The sequence below is a fragment of the Pseudomonas sp. KH_046_1 genome, assembly GCF_057839025.1.
In genome coordinates, this window is record NZ_CM174481.1 from 5,694,533 (window position 1) to 5,721,272 (window position 26,740).

At 55.5% G+C, this 26,740-nt stretch carries 33 protein-coding genes; all 33 read right to left on the reverse strand.

Translation table 11 applies throughout. The features are described from left to right. Window positions 1–8: 8 nt before the first annotated feature. The 33 genes from secY to nusG all read right to left on the reverse strand — a co-directional run bounded on the left by secY (window position 9) and on the right by nusG (window position 26,733). Window positions 9–1,337, reverse strand: a complete 1,329-nt coding sequence (gene secY, locus AC3IT9_RS26100) for a preprotein translocase subunit SecY (RefSeq protein WP_042610655.1) — start codon at window positions 1,335–1,337, stop codon at window positions 9–11. Beyond that, complete coding sequence (gene rplO / locus AC3IT9_RS26105; RefSeq protein ID WP_003228720.1) at window positions 1,338–1,775, reverse strand: 50S ribosomal protein L15; 438 nt, start codon at window positions 1,773–1,775, stop codon at window positions 1,338–1,340. A gap of 3 nt (window positions 1,776–1,778) precedes the next feature. After that, window positions 1,779–1,955: a 50S ribosomal protein L30 gene (gene rpmD, locus AC3IT9_RS26110; protein WP_003186033.1), complete on the reverse strand. Its 177-nt coding sequence runs from the start codon at window positions 1,953–1,955 to the stop codon at window positions 1,779–1,781. Window positions 1,956–1,957: 2 nt separating this feature from the next. Next, on the reverse strand, window positions 1,958–2,458 hold the full coding sequence (rpsE, locus tag AC3IT9_RS26115; protein WP_003186035.1) for a 30S ribosomal protein S5: 501 nt from the start codon (window positions 2,456–2,458) through the stop codon (window positions 1,958–1,960). A gap of 3 nt (window positions 2,459–2,461) precedes the next feature. Further along, window positions 2,462–2,812, reverse strand: coding sequence for a 50S ribosomal protein L18 (gene rplR / locus AC3IT9_RS26120; protein WP_003186037.1), 351 nt, complete (start codon window positions 2,810–2,812; stop codon window positions 2,462–2,464). A 10-nt stretch (window positions 2,813–2,822) separates the two neighbouring features. Then, window positions 2,823–3,356, reverse strand: a complete 534-nt coding sequence (gene rplF, locus AC3IT9_RS26125) for a 50S ribosomal protein L6 (protein WP_003176412.1) — start codon at window positions 3,354–3,356, stop codon at window positions 2,823–2,825. Window positions 3,357–3,368: 12 nt separating this feature from the next. Further along, complete coding sequence (gene rpsH / locus AC3IT9_RS26130) at window positions 3,369–3,761, reverse strand: 30S ribosomal protein S8 (RefSeq protein ID WP_003186040.1); 393 nt, start codon at window positions 3,759–3,761, stop codon at window positions 3,369–3,371. A 209-nt stretch (window positions 3,762–3,970) separates the two neighbouring features. Further along, complete coding sequence (gene rpsN, locus AC3IT9_RS26135; protein ID WP_003176414.1) at window positions 3,971–4,276, reverse strand: 30S ribosomal protein S14; 306 nt, start codon at window positions 4,274–4,276, stop codon at window positions 3,971–3,973. A 13-nt stretch (window positions 4,277–4,289) separates the two neighbouring features. Further along, a complete protein-coding gene (gene rplE, locus AC3IT9_RS26140; RefSeq protein ID WP_003210069.1) occupies window positions 4,290–4,829 on the reverse strand; it encodes a 50S ribosomal protein L5 in 540 nt (179 codons plus the stop codon). Between the two features lie 22 nt (window positions 4,830–4,851). Beyond that, complete coding sequence (rplX, locus tag AC3IT9_RS26145) at window positions 4,852–5,166, reverse strand: 50S ribosomal protein L24 (protein ID WP_003176416.1); 315 nt, start codon at window positions 5,164–5,166, stop codon at window positions 4,852–4,854. Window positions 5,167–5,177: 11 nt separating this feature from the next. Then, entirely contained in the window at window positions 5,178–5,546 is a 369-nt protein-coding gene (rplN, locus tag AC3IT9_RS26150) for a 50S ribosomal protein L14 (protein WP_002555479.1), read from the reverse strand. A gap of 23 nt (window positions 5,547–5,569) precedes the next feature. Further along, on the reverse strand, window positions 5,570–5,836 hold the full coding sequence (gene rpsQ, locus AC3IT9_RS26155) for a 30S ribosomal protein S17 (protein ID WP_003176419.1): 267 nt from the start codon (window positions 5,834–5,836) through the stop codon (window positions 5,570–5,572). Window positions 5,837–5,838: 2 nt separating this feature from the next. Beyond that, on the reverse strand, window positions 5,839–6,030 hold the full coding sequence (gene rpmC / locus AC3IT9_RS26160; protein WP_002555481.1) for a 50S ribosomal protein L29: 192 nt from the start codon (window positions 6,028–6,030) through the stop codon (window positions 5,839–5,841). Further along, entirely contained in the window at window positions 6,030–6,443 is a 414-nt protein-coding gene (gene rplP, locus AC3IT9_RS26165; RefSeq protein ID WP_003228729.1) for a 50S ribosomal protein L16, read from the reverse strand. The genes rpmC and rplP overlap by 1 nt, the downstream gene beginning before the upstream one ends. 12 nt (window positions 6,444–6,455) lie before the next feature. After that, the gene (rpsC, locus tag AC3IT9_RS26170) at window positions 6,456–7,142 is read right to left on the reverse strand and encodes a 30S ribosomal protein S3 (protein ID WP_008065719.1); all 687 of its coding nucleotides are present in this window, start codon (window positions 7,140–7,142) and stop codon (window positions 6,456–6,458) included. A 13-nt stretch (window positions 7,143–7,155) separates the two neighbouring features. Then, window positions 7,156–7,488, reverse strand: a complete 333-nt coding sequence (rplV, locus tag AC3IT9_RS26175; RefSeq protein WP_003103908.1) for a 50S ribosomal protein L22 — start codon at window positions 7,486–7,488, stop codon at window positions 7,156–7,158. 11 nt (window positions 7,489–7,499) lie between these two features. Next, window positions 7,500–7,775, reverse strand: a complete 276-nt coding sequence (gene rpsS / locus AC3IT9_RS26180; protein ID WP_002555486.1) for a 30S ribosomal protein S19 — start codon at window positions 7,773–7,775, stop codon at window positions 7,500–7,502. A gap of 16 nt (window positions 7,776–7,791) precedes the next feature. Beyond that, on the reverse strand, window positions 7,792–8,616 hold the full coding sequence (rplB, locus tag AC3IT9_RS26185; RefSeq protein WP_003176423.1) for a 50S ribosomal protein L2: 825 nt from the start codon (window positions 8,614–8,616) through the stop codon (window positions 7,792–7,794). A gap of 14 nt (window positions 8,617–8,630) precedes the next feature. Next, on the reverse strand, window positions 8,631–8,930 hold the full coding sequence (rplW, locus tag AC3IT9_RS26190) for a 50S ribosomal protein L23 (RefSeq protein WP_002555488.1): 300 nt from the start codon (window positions 8,928–8,930) through the stop codon (window positions 8,631–8,633). Beyond that, complete coding sequence (gene rplD / locus AC3IT9_RS26195; RefSeq protein ID WP_003228735.1) at window positions 8,927–9,529, reverse strand: 50S ribosomal protein L4; 603 nt, start codon at window positions 9,527–9,529, stop codon at window positions 8,927–8,929. The genes rplW and rplD overlap by 4 nt, the downstream gene beginning before the upstream one ends. Window positions 9,530–9,541: 12 nt before the next feature. Continuing rightward, window positions 9,542–10,177, reverse strand: coding sequence for a 50S ribosomal protein L3 (gene rplC, locus AC3IT9_RS26200; RefSeq protein ID WP_003186059.1), 636 nt, complete (start codon window positions 10,175–10,177; stop codon window positions 9,542–9,544). A gap of 80 nt (window positions 10,178–10,257) precedes the next feature. Further along, on the reverse strand, window positions 10,258–10,569 hold the full coding sequence (gene rpsJ, locus AC3IT9_RS26205) for a 30S ribosomal protein S10 (protein ID WP_003186070.1): 312 nt from the start codon (window positions 10,567–10,569) through the stop codon (window positions 10,258–10,260). Window positions 10,570–10,727: 158 nt separating this feature from the next. Next, window positions 10,728–11,921: an elongation factor Tu gene (gene tuf, locus AC3IT9_RS26210; RefSeq protein ID WP_008053875.1), complete on the reverse strand. Its 1,194-nt coding sequence runs from the start codon at window positions 11,919–11,921 to the stop codon at window positions 10,728–10,730. A 30-nt stretch (window positions 11,922–11,951) separates the two neighbouring features. Further along, on the reverse strand, window positions 11,952–14,057 hold the full coding sequence (fusA, locus tag AC3IT9_RS26215; RefSeq protein ID WP_007994652.1) for an elongation factor G: 2,106 nt from the start codon (window positions 14,055–14,057) through the stop codon (window positions 11,952–11,954). Between the two features lie 30 nt (window positions 14,058–14,087). Then, window positions 14,088–14,561: a 30S ribosomal protein S7 gene (gene rpsG / locus AC3IT9_RS26220; protein ID WP_007994653.1), complete on the reverse strand. Its 474-nt coding sequence runs from the start codon at window positions 14,559–14,561 to the stop codon at window positions 14,088–14,090. Window positions 14,562–14,669: 108 nt separating this feature from the next. After that, on the reverse strand, window positions 14,670–15,041 hold the full coding sequence (gene rpsL, locus AC3IT9_RS26225) for a 30S ribosomal protein S12 (RefSeq protein WP_003186084.1): 372 nt from the start codon (window positions 15,039–15,041) through the stop codon (window positions 14,670–14,672). 216 nt (window positions 15,042–15,257) lie between these two features. Then, window positions 15,258–19,457, reverse strand: coding sequence for a DNA-directed RNA polymerase subunit beta' (gene rpoC, locus AC3IT9_RS26230; protein ID WP_150726866.1), 4,200 nt, complete (start codon window positions 19,455–19,457; stop codon window positions 15,258–15,260). A 64-nt stretch (window positions 19,458–19,521) separates the two neighbouring features. After that, a complete protein-coding gene (rpoB, locus tag AC3IT9_RS26235; RefSeq protein ID WP_108218341.1) occupies window positions 19,522–23,595 on the reverse strand; it encodes a DNA-directed RNA polymerase subunit beta in 4,074 nt (1,357 codons plus the stop codon). A gap of 220 nt (window positions 23,596–23,815) precedes the next feature. After that, window positions 23,816–24,181: a 50S ribosomal protein L7/L12 gene (rplL, locus tag AC3IT9_RS26240; RefSeq protein WP_108218340.1), complete on the reverse strand. Its 366-nt coding sequence runs from the start codon at window positions 24,179–24,181 to the stop codon at window positions 23,816–23,818. Between the two features lie 75 nt (window positions 24,182–24,256). Further along, a complete protein-coding gene (gene rplJ / locus AC3IT9_RS26245; protein ID WP_007970413.1) occupies window positions 24,257–24,757 on the reverse strand; it encodes a 50S ribosomal protein L10 in 501 nt (166 codons plus the stop codon). A gap of 198 nt (window positions 24,758–24,955) precedes the next feature. After that, the gene (gene rplA / locus AC3IT9_RS26250) at window positions 24,956–25,651 is read right to left on the reverse strand and encodes a 50S ribosomal protein L1 (RefSeq protein WP_003186095.1); all 696 of its coding nucleotides are present in this window, start codon (window positions 25,649–25,651) and stop codon (window positions 24,956–24,958) included. Continuing rightward, the gene (rplK, locus tag AC3IT9_RS26255) at window positions 25,651–26,082 is read right to left on the reverse strand and encodes a 50S ribosomal protein L11 (RefSeq protein ID WP_007933726.1); all 432 of its coding nucleotides are present in this window, start codon (window positions 26,080–26,082) and stop codon (window positions 25,651–25,653) included. The genes rplA and rplK overlap by 1 nt, the downstream gene beginning before the upstream one ends. A gap of 117 nt (window positions 26,083–26,199) precedes the next feature. Beyond that, complete coding sequence (nusG, locus tag AC3IT9_RS26260; protein WP_007984405.1) at window positions 26,200–26,733, reverse strand: transcription termination/antitermination protein NusG; 534 nt, start codon at window positions 26,731–26,733, stop codon at window positions 26,200–26,202. Window positions 26,734–26,740 lie beyond the last annotated feature (7 nt).

The window sequence follows — 26,740 nt, forward strand, 5'->3', positions numbered from 1 at the left end:
CTTATGGGTCAGCGCAGCATGCCGCTGCCGTAACCCTTCAGGTTGGCTTTCTTCATCAGGGATTCGTACTGGTGCGAAACGAGGTGCGATTGTACTTGGGACATGAAGTCCATCACAACCACGACGACGATCAGCAACGAGGTCCCGCCAAGGTAGAACGGTACGTTGGCTGCAACCACCAGGAACTGGGGCAACAGGCAGACGGCCGTCATGTAAAGAGCACCGAACATGGTCAAGCGAGTCAGAACGCCATCAATGTAGCGCGCAGACTGCTCACCTGGACGGATGCCCGGAATAAAGGCACCGGACTTCTTCAGGTTTTCCGCTACGTCTTTCGGATTGAACATCAACGCCGTATAGAAGAAGCAGAAGAAAATAATCCCTGCACTAAACAGCAGAATATTCAACGGCTGACCAGGAGCGATCGACTGCGAGATGTCCTGCAACCAGCCCATACCTTCAGACTGACCGAACCAGGCACCCAACGAAGCCGGGAACAGCAAAATGCTGCTCGCGAAAATAGCCGGAATAACACCGGCCATGTTCACCTTCAGCGGCAAGTGGCTGGTCTGCGCAGCGAAGACCTTGCGGCCCTGCTGACGCTTGGCGTAGTGAACAGCAATACGACGCTGACCACGCTCAATGAACACCACGAAACCGATAATCGCTACTGCCAGCAAACCGATGGCAACCAGGGCGAAGATGTTGATATCACCCTGACGTGCAGACTCGAAAGACTGCCCGATCGCTCTCGGAAGACCGGCGACGATACCCGAAAAAATCAACATCGAGATACCGTTGCCAACACCACGCTCAGTAATCTGCTCACCCAGCCACATCATGAACATCGCACCAGCCACAAATGTGGTTACCGCGACGAAATGGAAGCCAAAGTCACCAGTGAACGCAACGCCCTGCCCCGCCAGACCAATGGACATGCCAATGGCCTGGACGAGAGCGAGGACGACAGTGCCGTAGCGGGTGTACTGGCTGATCTTGCGACGGCCAGCTTCACCTTCCTTCTTCAACTGCTCCAGCTGCGGGCTGACGGCGGTCATCAGCTGCATGATGATCGATGCCGAAATGTACGGCATGATCCCCAGTGCAAAGATGCTCATCCGTTCCAGCGCGCCGCCGGAAAACATGTTGAACAAGCTAAGAATGGTCCCCTCATTCTGTCGAAACAGGTCCGCGAGTCGGTCCGGGTTGATACCTGGAACCGGGATGTGTGCGCCTATTCGGTAGACGATAATCGCCAGGAACAGAAAACGCAGACGAGCCCAGAGTTCAGACATACCGCCTTTGCCGAGCGCAGAGAGAGCACCTTGCTTAGCCATTTATTCCTCGAACTTGCCGCCAGCTGCTTCGATAGCCGCACGCGCACCTTTGGTGGCGCCGATTCCCTTGCCGATAGTGACAGCGCGAGTCACTTCACCGGACAGCATGATTTTCACACGCTGTACGTTGACGTTGATCACGTTGGCATCTTTCAGGGACTGCACGGTGACGATGTCGCCTTCCACTTTAGCCAGCTCGGACAGACGCACTTCTGCGCGGTCCATGGCCTTCAGGGAAACGAAACCGAACTTCGGCAGGCGACGATGCAGCGGCTGTTGACCGCCTTCAAAGCCTGGAGCAATGGTGCCACCGGAGCGGGAGGTCTGACCTTTGTGACCACGGCCACCAGTCTTACCCAAACCGCTACCGATACCACGGCCCGGACGATGCTTTTCGCGACGGGAACCCGGCGCTGGACTCAGATCATTGAGTTTCATCGATTAACCCTCGACACGCAGCATGTAGTAAGCCTTGTTGATCATCCCGCGATTCTCGGGAGTATCCAGGACTTCTACAGTGTGACCGATGCGACGCAGACCCAGACCCTTAACGCACAGTTTGTGGTTAGGGATACGGCCGGTCATGCTTTTGATCAGCGTTACTTTTACGGTAGCCATGATCAGAAGATCTCCTTGACGCTTTTGCCACGCTTGGCGGCAATGGATTCAGGAGACTGCATTGCTTTCAAACCCTTGAAAGTGGCGTGAACCACGTTTACCGGGTTAGTCGAGCCGTAGCACTTGGCCAGAACGTTCTGAACGCCAGCAACTTCGAGGACAGCACGCATAGCGCCGCCAGCGATGATACCGGTACCTTCAGAAGCAGGCTGCATGTACACCTTCGAAGCGCCGTGAGCGGACTTCATTGCGTACTGCAGAGTGGTGCCGTTCAGATCAACCTGGATCATGTTGCGGCGAGCAGCTTCCATTGCCTTCTGGATCGCAGCAGGCACTTCACGCGACTTGCCACGGCCGAAGCCAACACGGCCCTTACCATCACCAACCACGGTCAACGCGGTGAAAGTGAAGATACGGCCGCCTTTAACGGTTTTGGCTACGCGGTTAACTTGAACCAGCTTCTCGATGTAGCCTTCGTCGCGCTTTTGGTCGTTATTTGACATAACTTAGAACTCCAGCCCAGCTTCACGAGCAGCATCAGCCAGCGCTTTAACGCGGCCGTGGTACTTGAAGCCAGAGCGGTCGAAAGCCACTTGCGAGACGCCAGCGGCCTTAGCACGCGTAGCGACCAGCTGGCCAACCTTAGTGGCCGCGTCGATGTTGCCGGTGGCACCATCACGCAGTTCTTTATCCAAAGTCGAGGCGCTTGCCAGGACTTTGTTGCCGTCGGCCGAAATGACCTGGGCGTAGATGTGCTGCGAAGAGCGGAACACGCAGAGACGCACGACTTCGAGTTCGTGCATTTTCAGGCGTGCTTTGCGAGCGCGACGCAGTCGAGTAACTTTTTTGTCGGTCATTTGCTATGCCCTACTTCTTCTTGGCTTCTTTACGACGGACGACTTCGTCCGCGTAGCGCACACCTTTGCCTTTGTACGGCTCTGGTGGACGGAAGTCGCGGATCTCGGCGGCCACTTGACCTACCAGCTGCTTGTCGATGCCCTTGATCAGGATATCGGTCTGGCTAGGAGTCTCAGCGGTGATGCCTTCCGGCAGTTCGTAATCCACTGGGTGCGAGAAGCCAAGAGCCAGGTTCAGCACTGTGCCTTTTGCTTGCGCTTTGTAACCAACACCGACCAGCTGGAGCTTGCGCTCGAAGCCTTGGCTTACGCCTTGGACCATGTTGTTTACCAACGCACGAGTGGTACCAGCCATTGCGCGAGTTTGTTGATCGCCATTGCGAGCAGCGAAACGCAGCTCACCAGCTTCTTCAACGATCTCAACGGACGAATGGATGTTCAGTTCGAGAGTGCCCTTGGCACCCTTCACCGAAAGCTGTTGGCCTGCGAATTTTACTTCGACACCGGCTGGCAGCTTAACGGGGTTCTTAGCGACGCGAGACATGCTTATCCCCCCTTAGAACACAGTGCAAAGAACTTCGCCGCCGACACCGGCAGCGCGCGCAGCACGATCAGTCATCACACCCTTGTTGGTGGAGACGATAGACACACCGAGACCGCCACGAACTTTTGGCAGATCATCGACGGACTTGTACTGACGCAGGCCTGGACGGCTAACGCGCTTCACTTCTTCGATAACCGGACGGCCTTCGAAGTACTTCAGCTCGATGGACAGCAGTGGTTTGATTTCGCTGCTGATCTGATAACCCGCAATGTAACCTTCGTCCTTCAGGACTTTGGCAACAGCTACCTTCAACGTGGAAGATGGCATGCTTACGACGGACTTTTCAGCCATCTGGGCATTACGGATACGAGTTAGCATGTCCGCTAACGGGTCCTGCATACTCATGGGCTAGACGCTCCTAATACAAAAAAATTAGCCTTGCGGCTATTACGTGTCGCCGAGAATCTCCGAGCATGAAAAACACGGGCTCAGGCGAGCCGGGTATTCTAGACACACCCCAGAAATGAATCAAGCCCCAAAAGGGGCTTGATCCAGATTCAAGGCCACCGGTGGTCAGGATCTTGCGATCCTGGACACCGAGACTTTGACAGTACTTACCAGCTGGCTTTAACCAGACCCGGTACGTCACCACGCATGGCAGCTTCACGCAGCTTGTTACGGCCGAGGCCGAACTTGCGGTAAACGCCGTGTGGACGACCGGTCAGGCGGCAGCGGTTACGCATGCGCGAAGCGCTTGCGTCACGTGGCTGCTTCTGCAGAGCCACTGTAGCTTCCCAACGCGCTTCTGGACTTGCGTTCAGATCAACGATGATAGCTTTCAGTGCTGCACGCTTCTTGGCGTACTTGGCAACCGTGAGCTGACGCTTCAGCTCGCGGTTTTTCATGCTCATCTTGGCCATGGTCCTACTCCAATCAGTTGCGGAACGGGAATTTGAACGCACGCAGCAGAGCGCGGCCTTCATCATCGTTCTTGGCAGTGGTGGTCAGGGTGATGTCCAGACCGCGGAGAGCATCGATCTTGTCGTAGTCGATTTCCGGGAAGATGATCTGCTCTTTTACGCCCATGCTGTAGTTACCACGACCATCGAAGGACTTGGCATTCAGGCCGCGGAAGTCGCGAACCCGAGGCAGGGAGATCGACAGCAGACGATCCAGGAATTCGTACATACGCTCACGGCGCAGAGTCACTTTGACGCCGATCGGCCAACCTTCACGGACTTTAAAGCCTGCGATGGATTTGCGAGCGTAGGTCACAACGACTTTCTGGCCGGTGATCTTTTCCAGGTCAGCAACAGCGTGCTCGATGACTTTTTTGTCGCCGATCGCTTCGCCCAGACCCATGTTCAGGGTGATTTTGGTAACGCGCGGAACTTCCATCACGTTCGAAAGCTTAAGTTCTTCCTTAAGTTTCGGAGCAATTTCCTTCCGGTAAATCTCTTTTAGTCGTGCCATGGTCTCATCTACCTAGCAGTGTTCAAGCATCAACCGCTTTTTGGGTCGACTTGAAGACACGAATTTTCTTGCCGTCTTCTACTTTGAAACCAACGCGGTCAGCCTTGTTGGTTTCGCCGTTGAAAATGGCGACGTTAGAAGCATCCAGTGGAGCTTCTTTTTCGACGATACCGCCCTGCACGCCCGACATAGGGTTAGGCTTGGTATGACGCTTGACCAGGTTCAGACCACCAATAACCAAACGGTTGTTAGCGAGAACCTTAAGCACCTTACCGCGCTTACCTTTGTCTTTGCCGGCGATCACGATGATCTCGTCGTCACGACGAATCTTTTGCATGTCGGATCTCCTTACAGCACTTCTGGGGCGAGCGAGACGATCTTCATGAACTTCTCAGTACGAAGTTCACGGGTCACTGGCCCAAAGATACGGGTGCCGATCGGCTCTTGCTTGTTGTTCAGAAGAACAGCAGCGTTGCCATCAAAGCGGATAATGGAGCCATCAGCACGACGTACGCCGTGACGAGTGCGGACTACAACAGCAGTCATCACTTGGCCTTTTTTCACTTTACCGCGAGGAATTGCTTCCTTGACGGTAACTTTGATGATGTCACCGATACCAGCGTAACGACGATGGGAGCCACCCAGCACCTTGATGCACATAACGCGGCGAGCGCCGCTGTTATCGGCCACATCGAGCATGGATTGAGTCTGAATCATATAATTTCTCCGACCCCTAGTCCTTAGACTTCCACAGCGCGTTCGAGAACATCAACCAGCGCCCAAGACTTGGTCTTGGCCAAAGGACGAGTTTCACGAATAGTGACTTTGTCGCCGATGTGGCACTGATTGGTTTCGTCGTGCGCGTGCAGCTTAGTCGAACGCTTAACGTATTTACCGTAGATCGGGTGCTTAACGCGACGCTCGATCAGAACGGTGATGGTTTTGTCCATCTTGTCGCTGACAACACGGCCAGTCAGCGTACGGACAGTTTTTTCGGCTTCAGCCATGATTACTTACCTGCCTGCTGGTTGAGCACAGTCTTCACGCGAGCGATGTCACGCTTAACTTGCGAGAGCAGATGAGACTGCCCCAACTGGCCAGTTGCTTTCTGCATACGCAGATTGAACTGGTCGCGCAGCAAGCCGAGCAGTTGCTCGTTCAGCTGCTGTGCGGATTTTTCACGAAGTTCATTCGCTTTCATCACATCACCGTCCGTTTAACAAAGGAGGTGGCGAGCGGCAGCTTTGCAGCAGCCAGGGCGAAAGCCTCACGCGCCAGCTCTTCAGAAACACCCTCGATTTCATACAGGACTTTGCCTGGCTGAATCTGGGCAACCCAGTATTCGACGTTACCCTTACCTTTACCCATCCGAACTTCGAGTGGCTTCTTGGAAATAGGCTTGTCCGGGAATACACGGATCCAGATCTTGCCGCCACGTTTTACGTGACGGGTCAGAGCACGACGCGCTGACTCGATCTGACGAGCGGTGAGACGACCACGAGCAACAGACTTCAGCGCGAACTCGCCGAAGCTGACTTTGCTACCGCGCAATGCCAGGCCACGGTTGTGACCAGTCATTTGCTTGCGGAACTTCGTACGCTTTGGTTGCAACATTTGGCGTACCCCTTACTTAGCAGCTTTTTTACGAGGCGCTGGTGCTTGTGGTTTCAGTTCTTCTTGGCGACCACCAATTACTTCGCCTTTGAAGATCCAAACCTTTACACCGATCACACCGTAAGTGGTGTGAGCTTCGTAGTTGGCATAGTCGATGTCGGCACGCAGGGTGTGCAATGGCACACGACCTTCGCGATACCATTCAGTACGTGCGATTTCAGCACCGCCGAGACGACCGCTCACTTGGATTTTGATGCCTTTGGCACCAATGCGCATGGCGTTCTGTACGGCGCGCTTCATAGCGCGACGGAACATTACACGACGCTCCAGCTGCTGAGCTACGCTCTGCGCAACCAGCATACCGTCGAGCTCCGGCTTGCGGATCTCTTCGATATTGATGTGCACAGGCACACCCATTTGCTTGGTCAGGTCCTGACGCAGTTTCTCAACATCTTCACCTTTCTTCCCGATAACGATACCTGGACGAGCGGTGTGGATGGTGATACGTGCAGTTTGGGCCGGACGATGGATATCGATACGGCTTACGGACGCGCTTTTTAGTTTGTCTTGGAGATACTCACGCACCTTCAGATCTGCGAGCAAATAGTCCGCATAAGTCCGACCGTCTGCGTACCAGACGGAGGTGTGCTCCTTGACGATTCCCAGGCGAATGCCAATGGGATGTACTTTCTGACCCATCTCTTCGACTCCGTTACTTGTCAGCAACCTTGACAGTGATATGGCAAGACCGCTTGACGATGCGATCAGCACGGCCTTTGGCACGTGGCATGATGCGCTTCAGCGAACGCCCTTCGTTGACGAAAACGGTGCTGACCTTCAGGTCATCAACGTCTGCGCCTTCGTTATGCTCGGCGTTGGCTACGGCCGACTCCAGCACTTTCTTCATGATCTCGGCGGCTTTCTTACTGCTGAAAGCCAACAGGTTGAGCGCTTCGCCCACCTTCTTCCCGCGGATCTGGTCGGCGACCAAGCGGGCTTTCTGGGCGGAGATTCGAGCGCCCGACAACTTAGCGGCTACTTCCATTTCCTAACCCCTTAACGCTTGGCTTTCTTGTCTGCCACGTGCCCGCGATAAGTGCGGGTACCGGCGAACTCGCCCAGTTTGTGGCCGACCATGTCTTCGTTCACGAGAACTGGGACGTGCTGACGACCGTTGTGTACTGCGATGGTCAAACCGACCATTTGTGGCAGGATCATCGAACGACGCGACCAGGTTTTCACCGGTTTGCGATCGTTCTTTTCCGCCGCCACTTCGATCTTCTTCAGTAGGTGAAGATCGATAAAAGGACCTTTTTTCAGAGAACGTGGCACTGTCGTATCCCTCTATTTACTTGCGACGACGGACGATCATTTTGTCGGTACGCTTATTACCACGAGTCTTCGCGCCCTTAGTCGGGAAGCCCCATGGCGATACCGGATGACGACCACCAGAGGTACGACCTTCACCACCACCATGTGGGTGGTCAACCGGGTTCATGGCAACACCACGAACGGTTGGGCGAACGCCACGCCAGCGTTTGGCACCAGCTTTACCCAGCGAACGCAGGCTGTGCTCGGAGTTCGAGACTTCGCCCAGGGTCGCACGGCATTCAGCCAGGACTTTACGCATTTCACCGGAACGCAGACGCAGGGTAACGTACACGCCTTCACGAGCGATCAGCTGAGCCGAAGCACCAGCGGAACGAGCGATCTGAGCGCCTTTACCTGGCTTCAATTCGATGCCGTGTACGGTGCTACCAACTGGAATGTTGCGCAGTTGCAGAGCGTTGCCCGGCTTGATCGGTGCCAGGGCACCTGCGATCAGCTGGTCGCCAGCGCTCACGCCTTTAGGGGCGATGATGTAGCGACGCTCGCCATCTGCGTACAGCAGCAGAGCGATGTGAGCAGTACGGTTTGGATCGTATTCGATACGCTCGACAGTGGCAGAGATGCCATCTTTGTCGTTGCGACGGAAGTCGACCAGACGATAATGCTGCTTATGACCACCACCGATGTGACGAGTGGTAATACGGCCATTGTTGTTACGACCACCAGTCTTCGATTTCTTCTCGAGCAGCGGTGCGTGAGGAGCGCCTTTATGCAGCTCCTGGTTGACCACCTTGACCACAAAACGGCGGCCAGGGGAAGTCGGTTTGCACTTAACGATTGCCATGATGCACCCCTTCCTTACTCAGCACTGCTGCTGAAATCGAGATCTTGGCCTGGCTGAAGGGAGATAACTGCCTTCTTCCAGTCATTACGCTTGCCCAGACCGCGAGCAGTGCGCTTGCTCTTACCCAGAACATTCAGGGTAGTAACACGCTCTACTTTCACGCTGAACAGGCTTTCGACGGCCTTCTTGATTTCCAGCTTGGTTGCGTCGGTAGCAACCTTGAAAACGAACTGGCCTTTCTTGTCTGCCAGAACCGTAGCCTTCTCGGAAACGTGCGGGCCAAGCAGAACTTTAAATACGCGTTCCTGGTTCATCCCAGCAGCTCCTCGAATTTCTTCACGGCCGACACGGTGATCAACACCTTGTCGTATGCGATCAGACTAACTGGATCGGAACCTTGCACGTCACGTACATCTACGTGTGGCAGGTTACGAGCAGCCAGGTACAGGTTCTGATCAACAGCGTCGGACACGATCAGAACGTCGGTCAGGCTCATGTTGTTCAGTTTGCCCAGCAGGTCTTTGGTTTTCGGCGTTTCAACGGCGAAATCCTGAACCACGACCAGACGATCAGTACGCACCAGCTCAGCAAGGATGGAACGCATTGCTGCGCGATACATCTTCTTGTTCAGCTTCTGGGAGTGATCCTGAGGACGAGCTGCGAAAGTGGTACCGCCGCCACGCCAGATTGGGCTACGGATAGTACCGGCACGAGCACGGCCAGTACCTTTCTGACGCCATGGGCGCTTACCGCCACCACGAACGTCGGAACGGGTCTTTTGCTGCTTGGAGCCCTGACGGCCGCCGGCCATGTAGGCCACGACTGCTTGGTGAACCAGCGTCTCGTTGAATTCGCCGCCAAATGTCAGTTCGGAAACTTCGATCGCTTGAGCGTCATTTACATTTAATTGCATGTCAGCTTCCCCTTAACCGCGAGCCTTGGCTGCTGGACGTACAACCAAGTTGCCGCCAGTAGCGCCAGGAACAGCGCCCTTGACCAACAACAGATTGCGTTCAGCGTCCACGCGCACTACTTCGAGGGACTGCACGGTCACGCGCTCAGCGCCCATATGACCGGACATTTTTTTGCCCTTGAATACACGACCAGGAGTCTGGCACTGGCCGATAGAGCCTGGAACGCGGTGGGATACGGAGTTACCGTGGGTGTTATCTTGCCCGCGGAAATTCCAACGCTTGATCGTACCCTGGAAGCCTTTACCCTTGGACTGACCGGTTACATCAACCAGTTGACCAGCGGCGAAGATTTCAGCGTTGATCAGATCGCCGGCCTGGTACTCGCCTTCTTCAAGGCGGAATTCCATTACGGTACGACCGGCGGCAACGTTCGCTTTAGCGAAGTGGCCAGCCTGAGCTGCTGTTACACGCGAAGCACGACGCTCGCCGACAGTGACTTGCACTGCACGATAGCCATCGGTCTCTTCAGTTTTGAACTGGGTGACGCGATTCGGTTCGATCTCAATGACCGTGACCGGAATGGAGACACCTTCTTCGGTGAAAATACGGGTCATACCGCATTTACGACCGACTACACCAATAGTCATGTTGTAAACCTCATGAGTGTACGGGGCTTTCACCCGCTATGGCCGCCCATTTCAGAGCGTTACACGACTAAGACCGAGTCTTAGCCGAGGCTGATCTGCACTTCCACACCGGCCGCAAGATCAAGCTTCATAAGAGCATCAACGGTTTTATCCGTTGGCTGGACGATGTCCAGAACGCGCTTATGAGTACGGATCTCGTACTGGTCACGCGCGTCTTTGTTGACGTGCGGGGAGACCAGAACGGTGAACCGCTCTTTACGGGTAGGCAGTGGAATTGGACCACGCACTTGAGCACCAGTACGTTTCGCGGTTTCCACGATTTCCTGGGTTGATTGGTCGATCAGGCGATGGTCGAAAGCCTTCAACCTGATACGGATTTGCTGATTTTGCATTGGATTTCAGACTCCGGCTGCTATTCCCACCGAGCGCAATACGCCCGTTAAAAGGAGGCGCAATTCTATAGACGCCCCAGATGGGTGTCAACCCAATAAAAAAGCCCCCGCTGAGCGGGGGCTTTTTCAAAGCATCGAAACTATCTCAAAAGAGATGCTTACTCGATGATTTTGGCTACGACGCCAGCGCCGACGGTACGACCGCCTTCACGGATAGCGAAACGCAAGCCGTCTTCCATTGCGATGGTCTTGATCAGGGTAACTTCCATCTGGATGTTATCACCTGGCATTACCATTTCAACGCCTTCTGGCAGCTGGCAGTTACCAGTCACGTCAGTAGTACGGAAGTAGAACTGTGGACGGTAGCCTTTGAAGAACGGAGTGTGACGACCGCCTTCTTCCTTGCTCAGAACGTAAACTTCTGCGGTGAACTTGGTGTGCGGCTTAACCGAACCTGGCTTAACCAGAACCTGGCCACGCTCAACGTCGTCACGCTTGGTACCACGCAGCAGAACGCCGCAGTTCTCGCCAGCACGACCTTCGTCGAGCAGCTTGCGGAACATTTCAACACCGGTGCAGGTGGTAGTGGTGGTGTCACGCAGACCAACGATTTCCAGTGCATCTTGAACGCGAACGATACCGCGCTCGATACGACCAGTCACAACAGTACCACGACCCGAGATCGAGAATACGTCTTCGATTGGCATCAGGAATGGCTTGTCGATAGCACGCTCTGGTTCTGGGATGTAGCTGTCCAGAGTTTCAACCAGTTTACGAACGGCAGTGGTGCCCATTTCGTTGTCGTCTTTGCCTTCCAGCGCCATACGAGCCGAACCGATGATGATTGGAGTGTCATCGCCCGGGAAGTCGTAGGTGGACAGCAGGTCGCGAACTTCCATTTCGACCAGTTCCAGCAGCTCAGCGTCGTCTACCAGGTCAGCCTTGTTCAGGAAAACCACGATGTACGGAACGCCTACCTGACGGGACAGCAGGATGTGCTCACGGGTTTGTGGCATCGGACCATCAGCGGCCGAGCAAACCAGGATCGCGCCGTCCATCTGGGCAGCACCGGTGATCATGTTCTTCACATAGTCAGCGTGACCTGGGCAGTCAACGTGAGCGTAGTGACGGATCTTCGAGTTGTACTCGACGTGCGCGGTGTTGATGGTGATACCACGAGCTTTTTCTTCTGGAGCGCTGTCGATTTTATCGAAATCAACGATTGCGGAACCGAAAACTTCGGAGCAAACGCGAGTCAGAGCTGCGGTCAGAGTGGTTTTACCGTGGTCAACGTGACCAATGGTGCCAACGTTGACGTGCGGTAGGGAACGATCAAATTTTTCTTTAGCCACGACAATTAACTCCTTGCCTAAAGGACTGAATCAGCCTTGTTTTTTGGTTACAGTTTCGACGATGTGCGACGGAGCTGTATTGTATTTTTTGAATTCCATAGAGTAGCTTGCGCGACCCTGGGACATCGAACGAACGTCGGTCGCATAACCGAACATCTCGCCCAACGGAACTTCAGCACGGATCACCTTACCGGAGACCGTGTCTTCCATACCCAGAATCATGCCGCGACGACGGTTAAGGTCGCCCATCACGTCACCCATATAGTCTTCAGGCGTAACAACCTCTACCGCCATGATCGGCTCGAGCAACTCACCACCGCCCTTCTGGGCCAGTTGCTTGGTCGCCATGGAAGCAGCCACCTTAAACGCCATCTCGTTCGAGTCGACGTCGTGGTAAGAACCATCAAACACGGTAGCCTTCAGGCCGATCAGCGGATAGCCGGCAACTACGCCGTTCTTCATCTGCTCTTCGATACCCTTCTGGATAGCCGGGATGTATTCCTTAGGAACCACACCACCCACTACTTCGTTCACGAATTGCAGACCTTCCTGACCTTCGTCAGCAGGAGCAAAACGGATCCAGCAGTGGCCGAACTGGCCACGACCGCCGGACTGACGAACGAACTTGCCTTCGATTTCGCAATTCTTCGTGATGCGCTCACGATACGAAACCTGAGGCTTACCGATGTTGGCTTCGACGTTGAACTCACGGCGCATCCGGTCAACCAGGATGTCCAGGTGCAACTCGCCCATGCCAGAGATGATCGTTTGACCAGTCTCTTCATCAGTCTTGACGCGGAAAGACGGGTCTTCCTGAGCAAGTTTGCCCAGAGCGATACCCATTTTTTCCTGGTCATCCTTGGTCTTAGGCTCAACGGCAACCGAAATAACCGGCTCCGGGAAGTCCATGCGAACCAGGATGATTGGCTTGTCAGCGTTGCACAAGGTTTCACCAGTGGTGACGTCCTTCATGCCGATCAGGGCCGCGATGTCACCAGCGCGTACTTCCTTGATCTCTTCACGGGCGTTTGCGTGCATCTGCACCATACGGCCCACGCGCTCTTTCTTGCCTTTGACCGAGTTGATCACGCCGTCGCCGGAGGCCAACACGCCCGAGTAAACACGGACGAAAGTCAAGGTACCCACGAATGGGTCGGTAGCGATCTTGAACGCCAGAGCCGAGAACGGCTCGTTGTCGTCTGCATGACGCTCCATTTGCTTTTCCTCGTCATCCGGGTCAGTACCCTTGATGGCAGGAATGTCGGTTGGAGCCGGCAGGTAGTCGATAACGGCGTCGAGAACCAGGGGAACACCCTTGTTCTTGAAGGAAGAACCGCAAACAGCCAGAACGATCTCACCAGCGATAGTACGCTGACGCAGAGCACCCTTGATTTCCTCGATGGTGAGCTCTTCACCTTCAAGGTACTTGTTCATCAGCTCTTCGCTGGCTTCGGCCGCAGCCTCAACCATGTTGTTGCGCCACTCTTCAGCCAGTTCCTGCAGTTCAGCAGGGATGGCTTCACGACGAGGAGTCATACCCTTGTCGGCATCGTTCCAGTAAACCGCTTCCATGGTCATCAGATCGATCTGACCCTGGAAGTTGTCTTCGGAACCGATAGCCAACTGGATAGGCACCGGAGTGTGACCCAGACGCTGTTTGATCTGAGCGATCACGCGCAGGAAGTTCGCACCGGCACGGTCCATCTTGTTCACGTAAACGATACGTGGAACACCGTACTTGTTGGCTTGACGCCATACGGTTTCGGACTGAGGCTCAACGCCGGAAGTACCGCAGAACACAACGACCGCGCCGTCGAGTACACGCAGGGAACGTTCTACTTCAATAGTGAAGTCTACGTGGCCCGGGGTATCGATGACGTTGAAACGGTACTGGTCTTTGTGCTGCTTGGCGGAACCCTGCCAGAAGGCGGTAATGGCAGCAGAAGTAATGGTAATACCACGCTCCTGCTCCTGCACCATCCAGTCTGTGGTCGCGGCGCCGTCATGCACCTCGCCCATTTTGTGACTTTTGCCAGTGTAAAAAAGGACGCGCTCAGTGGTGGTGGTTTTACCAGCATCCACGTGTGCAACGATACCAATGTTACGGTAGCGATTAATCGGTGTTGTACGAGCCATAAAGCCCTCGCAAAATTAGTGACGCTAAAATTAGAAGCGGTAGTGCGAGAAAGCCTTGTTGGCTTCAGCCATACGGTGAACGTCTTCACGCTTCTTAACTGCAGCACCTTTACCTTCGGCAGCGTCCAACAGTTCGCCAGCCAAACGCAGAGCCATAGACTTCTCGCCGCGCTTGCGGGCGTAGTCTACCAACCAGCGCATTGCCAGAGCGTTACGACGGGAAGGACGAACTTCGACCGGAACCTGGTAAGTAGCACCACCAACGCGGCGCGACTTCACTTCGACCAGCGGAGCGATGGCGTCGAGTGCTTTTTCGAAGAGTTCCAGGGGATCGGTGCCGGCCTTACGAGCCTTCACGGTATCCAGGGCACCATAAACGATACGCTCGGCAACGGCTTTCTTGCCGCTTTCCATTACGTGGTTCATGAATTTGGCGAGGATTTGGCTTCCGTATTTCGGATCGTCCAGAATCTCACGCTTGGCTGCTACGCGACGTCTTGGCATTGATAAGCCCTCAAACGGTCTTCAGGTTAGCCCGGGACAGCTCCTGTGGATGCGTGCCCGACCTTACTCTTATCGACTCAATAAAATGAAAAACTGCAAAACGGCCGATTACTTCGGACGCTTGGTACCGTACTTCGAACGACCCTGGTTACGACCTTTAACACCGGAAGTATCCAACGAACCGCGAACAGTGTGGTAACGAACACCTGGCAAGTCTTTTACACGACCGCCGCGGATCAGTACCACGCTGTGCTCTTGCAGGTTGTGGCCTTCACCGCCGATGTACGAGGAAACCTCGAAACCGTTGGTCAGACGCACACGGCATACTTTACGCAGTGCCGAGTTAGGTTTTTTCGGCGTGGTGGTGTACACACGGGTGCACACGCCACGGCGTTGCGGGCAGTTCTGCAGCGCAGGCACGTCGGATTTCTCGACGATACGCTTACGCGGCTGACGTACCAGCTGGTTGATAGTTGCCATCTACTAGCTCCACTGTTGTCTTGCGACGCTATTGTCTTGCAAGAAAAGCAAAATGGCAGGAACGAGTTCCCGCCAAATTTAGGGGTACAAGAGTCTAAAGAGGATCTTGTCCCCAGTCAAGGCAAGGCCCCGCCCTCCCCACTCATCCAATCTCGACAAATTGTCGCGATTCGATGAACGGAGTGACCAGGGCCTCACACTCATTTACCGCAGAACTCAGTTACCGCTCGAGTTCAGCGCTTCGGTCAGTGCAGCTTCCACTTCACTGGCGCTTACGCGCAACGGCTTGTCTGCATCACGGCGGCGCTTACGCTCGCTGTGATAAGCCAGGCCGGTACCAGCCGGGATCAGACGACCCACGACCACGTTTTCTTTCAGGCCGCGCAGGTAATCGCGCTTGCCGGTTACCGCCGCTTCGGTCAGTACGCGAGTGGTTTCCTGGAAGGAAGCCGCCGAGATGAACGATTCGGTGGACAACGACGCCTTGGTGATACCCAGCAGAACGCGAGTGAACTTGGAGACAAACTTGTCTTCGCCGCTCAGACGCTCGTTCTCTACCAGTACGTGAGTCAATTCCATCTGGTCGCCCTTGATGAAACTGGAATCGCCGGATTCAGCGATCTCAACTTTACGCAGCATCTGACGCAGGATGGTCTCGATGTGCTTGTCGTTGATCTTCACGCCTTGCAGACGGTAAACGTCCTGGATCTCGTTAACGATGTACTTGGCCAGCGCACTCACACCCAGCAGACGCAGGATGTCGTGTGGATCGCTCGGACCGTCGGAGATAACTTCGCCGCGGTTTACCTGTTCGCCTTCGAAGACGTTCAGGTGACGCCACTTCGGAATCAGCTCTTCGTACGGATCGGTACCGTCGTTCGGGGTGATGACCAGACGGCGCTTGCCCTTGGTCTCTTTACCGAATGCGATGGTGCCGCTGACTTCAGCCAGAATCGACGCTTCTTTCGGACGACGAGCTTCGAACAAGTCGGCAACACGCGGCAGACCACCGGTGATGTCGCGAGTTTTCGAAGTCTCTTGCGGGATACGAGCGATAACATCACCGATCGCGATCTTCGCACCATCCGCTACACCGACCAGGGCGTTGGCTGGCAGGAAGTACTGAGCGATAACGTCAGTGCCTGGCAGCAACAGATCCTTGCCGTTGTCGTCGACCATCTTCACAGCAGGACGGATGTCCTTACCGGCAGCTGGACGATCTTTGGCGTCGAGTACTTCAATGTTGGTCATACCGGTCAATTCGTCAGTCTGACGCTTGATCGTGATGCCTTCTTCCATGCCCACGTAGGTCACGGTACCTTTCATTTCGGTAACGATTGGGTGAGTGTGCGGATCCCACTTGGCCACGATAGCGCCAGCTTCGACCTTGTCACCTTCTTTAACCGAAATCACGGCACCGTACGGCAGCTTGTAACGCTCACGCTCACGACCGAAGTCATCAGCGATGGCCAGCTCACCGGAACGGGACACGGCAACCAGGCAACCATCCACTCGTTCAACGTGCTTCAGGTTGTGCAGACGGACAGTACCGCCATTCTTCACCTGAACGCTGTCGGCTGCGGAGGTCCGGCTTGCCGCACCACCGATGTGGAACGTACGCATCGTCAGCTGGGTACCCGGCTCACCGATGGACTGGGCAGCGATAACGCCGACCGCTTCACCGATGTTCACCTGGTGACCACGAGCCAGATCGCGACCGTAGCACTTGGCGCAAATACCGAAGCGGGTTTCGCAGCTGATCGGCGAACGCACGATCACTTCGTCGATGCTGTTCAGCTCGATGAACTCGACCCACTTCTCGTCTACCAGGGTGCCGGCAGGAACGATGACGTCCTCGGTACCTGGCTTGAATACGTCACGGGCGATAACACGACCCAATACGCGCTCACCCAACGGCTCTACAACGTCGCCGCCTTCAATGTGCGGAGTCATCAGCAGACCGTGTTCGGTCCCGCAGTCAACTTCGGTCACAACCAGATCCTGCGCAACGTCTACCAGACGACGCGTCAAGTAACCGGAGTTAGCAGTTTTCAAGGCGGTATCCGCCAGACCCTTACGAGCACCGTGAGTCGAGATGAAGTACTGGAGTACGCTCAAACCTTCACGGAAGTTCGCAGTAATCGGCGTTTCGATGATGGAGCCGTCCGGCTTGGCCATCAGACCACGCATACCGGCCAGCTGACGGATCTGCGCAGCAGAACCTCGAGCACCGGAGTCGGCCATCATGTACATCGAGTTGAACGATTCTTGCTCAACTTCGTTGCCGTGACGGTCGATAACCTTCTCTTTCGAGAGGTTCGACATCATTGCCTTGGAGACTTCGTCGTTAGCTTTCGACCAAAGGTCGATTACCTTGTTGTACTTCTCGCCCTGAGTTACCAGGCCCGAGGCGTACTGACTTTCGATCTCTTTCACTTCATCGGTTGCAGCCGCGATGATGCGGGCTTTTTCATCCGGGATAACGAAGTCGTTAACACCGATGGAAACGCCGGAAATGGTCGAATAAGCAAAACCGGTGTACATCAACTGGTCAGCGAAGATCACGGTCTCTTTCAAACCAACCACGCGATAGCACTGGTTGATCAGCTTGGAGATCGCCTTCTTCTTCATCGGCAGGTTGACGACGTCGTACGACAGACCTTTTGGCACAACCTGGAACAACAGAGCACGGCCGACAGTGGTGTCGACGATACGGGTGTTGCTCACGCTGCCGCCATCACGGTCGTTGACGGTTTCGTTGATCCGCACCTTGACCTTGGCGTGCAGTGCGGCTTCGCCGGCACGGAACACACGGTCAACTTCCTGCAGATCCGCGAACACACGACCTTCGCCCTTGGCGTTGATCGCTTCACGAGTCATGTAGTACAGACCCAATACAACGTCCTGCGACGGAACGATGATTGGCTCACCGTTGGCTGGCGACAGAATGTTGTTGGTCGACATCATCAACGCACGCGCTTCGAGCTGGGCTTCCAGCGTCAGCGGTACGTGCACGGCCATTTGGTCGCCGTCGAAGTCGGCGTTGTACGCGGCGCAGACCAGAGGGTGCAGCTGGATAGCCTTACCTTCGATCAGTACCGGTTCAAACGCCTGGATACCCAGACGGTGAAGGGTCGGCGCACGGTTGAGAAGTACCGGGTGTTCGCGAATCACTTCAGCGAGAACGTCCCAAACCTCTGGCAGCTCGCGCTCGACCATCTTCTTGGCAGCTTTGATGGTGGTAGCGAGACCACGCATTTCAAGCTTGCCGAAAATGAACGGCTTGAACAGCTCGAGAGCCATTTTCTTCGGCAGACCGCACTGGTGCAGACGCAGGGTCGGACCTACGGTAATTACCGAACGGCCGGAGTAGTCAACACGCTTACCGAGCAAGTTCTGACGGAAACGACCCTGCTTACCCTTGATCATGTCAGCCAGGGATTTCAGAGGACGCTTGTTGGAACCGGTGATAGCGCGGCCACGACGACCGTTGTCGAGCAGTGCGTCGACGGCTTCCTGCAACATACGCTTTTCGTTGCGCACGATGATGTCCGGTGCGGACAGATCCAGCAGGCGCTTCAAACGGTTGTTACGGTTGATCACTCGACGATACAGATCGTTGAGGTCGGAAGTCGCGAAGCGACCGCCATCCAGCGGGACCAGTGGACGCAGATCTGGCGGCAGAACCGGCAGAACGGTCAGCACCATCCACTCTGGCAGGTTGCCGGAACCCTGGAAGGCTTCCATCAACTTCAGACGCTTGGACAGCTTCTTGATCTTGGTTTCGGAGTTGGTTTGCGGAATCTCTTCACGCAGGCGGCCAATCTCGTGCTCCAGGTCGATAGCGTGCAGCAGTTCACGGACAGCTTCGGCACCCATGCGGGCATCGAAATCGTCGCCGAACTCTTCCAGCGCTTCGAAGTACTGCTCGTCGTTGAGCAGCTGACCTTTTTCAAGGGTGGTCATGCCTGGATCGATAACGACGTAGCTCTCGAAGTAGAGAACGCGCTCGATATCACGCAGGGTCATGTCCATCAGCAAGCCGATACGGGACGGCAGCGATTTCAGGAACCAGATGTGGGCAACTGGCGAGGCCAGTTCGATGTGCGCCATGCGCTCACGACGAACTTTTGCCAGCGCGACTTCAACGCCGCACTTCTCGCAGATCACACCACGGTGCTTCAAGCGCTTGTACTTACCGCACAGGCACTCGTAATCCTTTACCGGGCCAAAGATCTTGGCGCAGAACAGGCCGTCACGCTCAGGTTTGAACGTACGGTAGTTGATGGTTTCCGGCTTTTTAACTTCACCGAACGACCACGAACGGATCATCTCAGGCGATGCCAATCCGATACGGATGGCGTCGAACTCTTCGACTTGACCCTGGTTTTTCAGCAAATTCAGTAGGTCTTTCAAGGCCTTTCCTCCTGGCGGAGCAGAGAGCGGGCAATCCTGCCCCGCTCTCGATTCGCGTCACGTGTTATTCGGTTTCCAGATCGATATCGATGCCGAGGGAACGAATTTCCTTGATCAACACGTTGAAGGACTCGGGCATGCCCGGCTCCATACGGTGATCGCCATCCACGATGTTTTTGTACATCTTGGTACGGCCGTTCACATCGTCCGACTTCACTGTGAGCATTTCTTGCAGAGTGTAAGCGGCACCGTATGCTTCCAGTGCCCAGACCTCCATCTCCCCGAAACGCTGACCACCGAACTGCGCCTTACCACCCAGCGGCTGCTGGGTAACCAGGCTGTACGAACCGGTAGAACGAGCGTGCATCTTGTCGTCTACCAAGTGGTTCAGCTTCAGCATGTACATGTAGCCAACGGTAACCGGGCGCTCGAACTTGTTGCCGGTACGGCCGTCGGTCAGCTGCATCTGGCCGCTTTCTGGCAGGTCCGCCAGTTTCAGCATGGCCTTGATTTCGCTTTCCTTGGCACCGTCGAACACTGGAGTGGCCATTGGAACGCCGCCACGCAGGTTTTGAGCCAGGTCCAGGATTTCCTGATCCGAGAAGTCATCGAGGCTTTCCTGACGACCGCCGATCTCGTTATAGATCTCGTGCAGGAACTTGCGCAGCTCGGCAACTTTGCGCTGCTCTTCAATCATGCGATTGATCTTCTCGCCCAGACCCTTGGCCGCGAGGCCCAGGTGGGTTTCAAGGATCTGACCGACGTTCATACGCGAAGGTACGCCCAACGGGTTGAGGACGACGTCGACCGGGGTGCCATTGGCATCGTGCGGCATGTCTTCAACCGGCATGATCACGGAGACCACACCCTTGTTACCGTGACGACCGGCCATCTTGTCGCCCGGCTGGATGCGACGACGGATTGCCAGGTAGACCTTGACGATTTTCAGCACGCCTGGAGCCAGGTCATCGCCCTGCTGCAGTTTGCGCTTCTTGTCTTCGAACTTGTCGTCCAGCAGACGGCGACGATCAACGATGTAGGCCTGAGCCTTCTCGAGCTGCTCGTTCAGAGCATCTTCAGCCATGCGCAGCTTGAACCACTGGCCGTGCTCAAGACCGTCGAGAACTTCGTCGGTGATGTCCTGGCCTTTCTTCAGACCGGCGCCGCCTTCGGCTTTGTGGCCGACCAGAGCGGAACGCAGACGTTCGAAAGTAGCACCTTCAACGATACGGAACTCTTCGTTCAGGTCCTTGCGGATCTCGTCCAGCTGGGACTTCTCGATCGACAGGGCACGAGCATCACGCTCAACGCCGTCGCGAGTGAAGACCTGTACGTCGATGACAGTACCTTTGGTACCGGTAGGTACACGCAGGGAAGTGTCTTTAACGTCGCTGGCTTTTTCACCGAAGATCGCACGCAGCAGTTTTTCTTCCGGAGTCAGCTGGGTCTCGCCTTTCGGAGTGACCTTACCAACCAGGATGTCGCCTGCGCCAACTTCAGCACCTACGTAAACGATACCGGCTTCGTCCAGCTTGTTCAGAGCCGCTTCACCCACGTTCGGGATGTCGGCAGTGATTTCCTCTGGGCCAAGCTTGGTGTCACGGGCCACACAGGTCAGCTCCTGGATGTGGATCGTGGTGAAACGGTCTTCCTGAACAACACGCTCGGACAGACAGATGGAGTCTTCGAAGTTGAAGCCGTTCCATGCCATGAACGCGATGCGCATGTTCTGACCCAGAGCCAGTTCACCCATGTCGGTGGACGGGCCGTCGGCCATGATGTCGCTACGCTGAACCCGATCACCCTTACGCACCAGCGGACGCTGGTTGATGCAGGTGTTCTGGTTGGAGCGGGTGTACTTGGTCAGGTTGTAGATGTCGACACCGGCTTCACCGGTTTCAACTTCGTCATCGGCAACACGAACCACGATACGGCTGGCGTCGACGGAGTCGATAACGCCGCCACGACGAGCCACGACGCAAACGCCGGAGTCACGGGCTACGTTACGTTCCATGCCGGTACCTACCAGCGGCTTGTCGGCGCGCAGGGTTGGTACGGCTTGACGCTGCATGTTCGAACCCATCAACGCACGGTTGGCGTCGTCGTGCTCGAGGAACGGAATCAGCGACGCAGCAACCGAAACTACCTGCTTCGGCGATACGTCCATCAAGGTGACGTCTTCCGGCGCCTTGACGGTGAATTCGTTCAAGTGACGAACAGCTACCAGCTCGTCGATCAGGACTTTCTTGTCGTTCATCGTGGCCGAGGCCTGAGCGATCACGTGATCGGCTTCTTCGATGGCGGACAGGAACACGATCTCGTCGGTGACCAGAGCGTCTTTCACCACACGGTACGGGCTTTCCAGGAAGCCGTACTGGTTGGTGCGCGCATAAGCGGCCAGGGAGTTGATCAGACCGATGTTCGGACCTTCCGGCGTTTCAATCGGGCATACACGACCGTAGTGAGTCGGGTGTACGTCACGTACTTCAAAGCCGGCGCGCTCACGAGTCAGACCGCCAGGGCCGAGTGCAGAAACACGACGCTTGTGGGTGATCTCGGACAGCGGGTTGTTCTGGTCCATGAACTGGGACAGCTGGCTGGAACCGAAGAACTCTTTCACCGCCGCAGCCACTGGCTTGGCGTTGATCAGGTCTTGCGGCATCAGGCCTTCGCTTTCAGCCATCGACAGACGCTCTTTGACCGCACGCTCAACACGTACCAGGCCAACGCGGAACTGGTTCTCGGCCATTTCGCCTACGCAGCGAACACGACGGTTACCCAGGTGGTCGATGTCATCGACGATGCCTTTACCGTTACGGATGTCGACCAGGGTCTTCAGTACCGCGACGATGTCTTCCTTGCACAGCACGCCCGAACCTTCGATCTCGGTACGACCGATACGACGGTTGAACTTCATCCGGCCGACCGCAGACAGGTCATAGCGCTCAGGACTGAAGAACAGGTTGTTGAACAGGGTCTCGGCAGCGTCCTTGGTTGGCGGCTCGCCTGGACGCATCATGCGATAGATCTCGACCAGCGCTTCCAATTGGTTGCTGGTGGAGTCGATCTTCAGGGTGTCGGAGACGAACGGACCGCAGTCGATATCGTTGGTGTACAGAGTTTCGATGCGAACAACCTGAGCCTTGGCGATTTTGGCCAGGATCTCGGTGTTCAGCTCGGTGTTGCACTCTGCCAGGATTTCGCCGGTTGCCGGATGCACGATGACCTTGGCGGTTGTGCGACCCAGGACGTAGTCCAGAGGCACATCCAGCTCTTTGATCCCGGCTTTTTCCAGCTGGTTGATGTGGCGAGCGGTGATACGACGACCCTGCTCGACAATAACCTTGCCTTTGTCATCCAGAATATCGAGGACAGCGATTTCACCGCGCAGGCGCTGAGGCACCAGCTCCAGGCTCAGGGTCTCGCCCTTCACGTGGAATACGTTGGTGGTATAGAACGCGTCCAGCACTTCTTCAGTGGTATAGCCCAGCGCGCGCAGCAGTACCGATGCAGGCAGCTTGCGACGACGGTCGATACGCACGAATACGCAGTCTTTCGGGTCGAACTCGAAGTCCAGCCACGAACCGCGGTAAGGAATGATGCGCGCGGAGTACAGCAGTTTACCGGAGCTGTGCGTCTTGCCACGGTCGTGGTCGAAGAACACGCCCGGGGAACGGTGCAGCTGGGAAACGATTACACGCTCGGTACCATTGATTACGAAGGTACCGTTTTCAGTCATCAGGGGGATTTCACCCATGTAGACTTCTTGCTCTTTGATGTCCTTGATCGCTTTGTTCGACGACTCTTTGTCGAAAATGATCAGGCGCACTTTTACCCGCAAAGGTACGGCGTAAGTTACACCGCGCAATACGCATTCTTTGACATCAAATGCCGGTTCGCCCAGGCGATAACCGACGTACTCCAGCGCAGCATTGCCGGAGTAGCTGATGATCGGGAAAACGGATTTGAAGGCCGCATGCAGGCCCACGTCGCGGAACTGATCTTTAGTCGCTCCCGCTTGCAAGAATTCACGATACGAATCCAGCTGGATGGCCAGGAGGTACGGCACATCCATGACGTCCGGCAACTTGCTAAAGTCCTTGCGGATACGTTTTTTCTCAGTATATGAGTAAGCCATCAGCGTTCCCCAGCTTGGTCACCTGCTTGTTTGGCCCCTCCCGACGGGAGCAGCCAGAAAATCGTGCAAACCCCATGGTTTGCGCCACCGCATCGGGTGGTTACAGCACGTTATCGGCACCGACCCAGTCGGCTGCCAATAACGGAAAAAGGCCGGTGGCAAGAGCCACCAGCCATCAGCCTGTCGCTTAACGCTCGGGCTGGAGACGCAAAGTCGATGCTTACTTCAGCTCGACTTTAGCGCCTGCTTCTTCCAGAGTTGCTTTGGCCTTGTCGCCTGCATCTTTGGTCACTGCTTCCAGAACCATGGCAGGAGCGCCGTCAACTACAGCCTTGGCTTCTTTCAGGCCCAGACCGGTCAGTTCACGTACTGCCTTGATCACGTTAACTTTCTTCTCGCCAGCTTCCAGCAGCATGACGTTGAATTCAGTTTGCTCTTCAACAACAGCGGCAGCAGCGGCAGGACCTGCCGATGCAGCAGCAGCGGTAACACCGAATTTTTCTTCGAAAGCTTTGATCAGCTCAACAACTTCCATTACGGACATGTTGCCAACTGCTTCAAGGATATCGTTCTGAGAGATAGACATGAATCTAATTCCTGATATTGGGGACGGCCTACGCGACCATCGAAAAAAACAAAAAACGCGAGAAGTTGACGAGCCTTAGGCTGCAGCAGCTTCTTTCTGGTCGCGAATTGCCGCCAGAGTACGAGCCAACTTGCTGGTAGCGCCTTGAATCACGCTCATCAGCTGAGAAATTGCTTCGTCACGGGTCGGCAGAGTTGCCAGTACGTCGATTTGGTTAGCTGCGAGGAACTTGCCCTCGAACGCAGCTGCCTTGATCTCGAACTTGTCCTGACCCTTTGCGAATTCTTTGAAGATCCGGGCAGCAGCGCCTGGATGTTCTTTGGAGAACGCAATCAGGGTAGGGCCAGTGAACACGTCGTTGAGGACACTGAATTCAGTGTCAGCAACAGCGCGCTTGAGCAGGGTGTTACGTACAACACGTACGTAAACGCCAGCTTCACGAGCCTCTTTACGGAGTCCGGTCATCGCGCCTACTGTTACGCCACGGGCATCAGCCACGACAGCGGACAGAGCGACTTTGGCAGCCTCGTTGACTTCAGCGACGATGGCCTTCTTGTCTTCGAGTTTAATTGCCACGGGTTTAACTCCTGCTTGTTACCGTTTCATCTGGTCGAAACCGGATGTCGTTTTGGTGTCTGATTCGGTAAGGAACCGGGAGCACCATCTGCGTAGGCTTGAGGTTTAAGACTTGCGTCGCCTACGGTCTTGGATAGCCCCCGCCAGGCAGGGACCCCAATTTTTCAATTGGCGCAATCGCTTGCGCCAATCTGTGTCTTACGCGTCGAGCGAGCTTTGGTCGATGACCAGACCTGGGCCCATAGTGGTGCTCAGGGTAACGCGCTTGACGTAAATGCCTTTCGAGGAAGCTGGCTTGATACGCTTCAGATCAGCGATCAGGGCTTCAACGTTTTCCTTCAGCTTGACGGCATCGAAGCCGATCTTGCCAACGGAAGTGTGGATGATGCCGTTTTTGTCGGTGCGATAACGAACCTGACCAGCCTTGGCGTTTTTAACCGCGGTAGCTACGTCTGGAGTTACGGTGCCGACTTTAGGGTTAGGCATCAGGCCACGTGGACCGAGGATCTGACCCAACTGACCTACAACGCGCATTGCATCCGGGGATGCGATCACTACGTCATAGTTCAGGTCGCCGCCTTTCATTTCGGCAGCCAGGTCGTCCATGCCTACGCGGTCAGCGCCGGCAGCCAGAGCGGCTTCAGCAGCTGGACCCTGGGTGAACACAGCAACGCGAACGGTCTTGCCAGTGCCGTGTGGCAGCACAGTAGCGCTACGAACGACCTGGTCGGATTTACGCGGGTCAACACCCAGGTTTACAGCTACGTCGAACGACTCGCTGAACTTGACAGTCGACAGCTCGGCCAGCAGGGCAGCGGCGTCTACAAAGTTGTAGGCCTTGCCTGCTTCGATTTTGCCGGCGATAGCCTTTTGACGCTTGGTCAGCTTAGCCATTACACACCCTCCACGTTAAGGCCCATGCTACGAGCAGAACCGGCGATAGTACGCACGGCTGCTTCCATATCAGCTGCAGTCAGATCCGCGTTTTTGGTTTTCGCGATTTCTTCCAGCTGAGCACGGGTCACGGTGCCAACCTTAACGGTGTTCGGACGAGCGGAACCGCTGGTCAGACCGGCCGCCTTCTTCAGCAGAACCGAAGCAGGGGTGGATTTGGTTTCGAAAGTGAAGCTACGGTCGCTATAGACAGTGATGATCACTGGAGTCGGCAGACCTGGCTCAAGACCCTGAGTACGGGCATTGAAAGCCTTGCAGAATTCCATGATGTTCACGCCGTGCTGACCCAGAGCAGGACCAACAGGTGGGCTTGGGTTAGCCTGAGCGGCTTTCACTTGCAGCTTGATGTAAGCGGTAATCTTCTTGGCCATGAGGCACTCCAATTACGGGTTCGAACGCCTCGAAAGGCTCCCCGGTTACTTGCGCGTTTATCCCAGTGACGACAAAACCCCACAGCCTACGGCTGCGGGGTTGGGATTTTTGTTCAACTAGACCTTTTCGACCTGGCTGAACTCGAGCTCCACCGGAGTAGAGCGACCGAAAATGAGCACTGCGACCTGGATCCGGCTCTTTTCGTAGTTAACTTCTTCAACAACACCGGTGAAGTCCGCAAACGGACCATCGTTGACACGCACCGACTCGCCCGGCTCGAACAACGTCTTCGGCTTCGGCTTGTCGCTGCCATCGGCAACGCGGCGCAGAATCGCTTCTGCTTCTTTATCGGTGATTGGCGCAGGCTTATCGGCAGTACCGCCAATGAAACCCATCACCCGAGGAGTGTCCTTGACCAAGTGCCAAGTCCCCTCGTTCATATCCATCTGCACCAGCACATAGCCAGGGAAGAACTTGCGTTCGCTTTTGCGCTTCTGGCCATTGCGCATTTCAACCACTTCTTCAGTGGGAACCAGAATCTCGCCGAAGCCATCTTCCATACCGGCCAGCTTTACGCGCTCGATCAGCGAGCGCATTACATGCTTCTCGTAACCGGAGTAAGCATGCACAACATACCAACGCTTAGCCACGGGACAC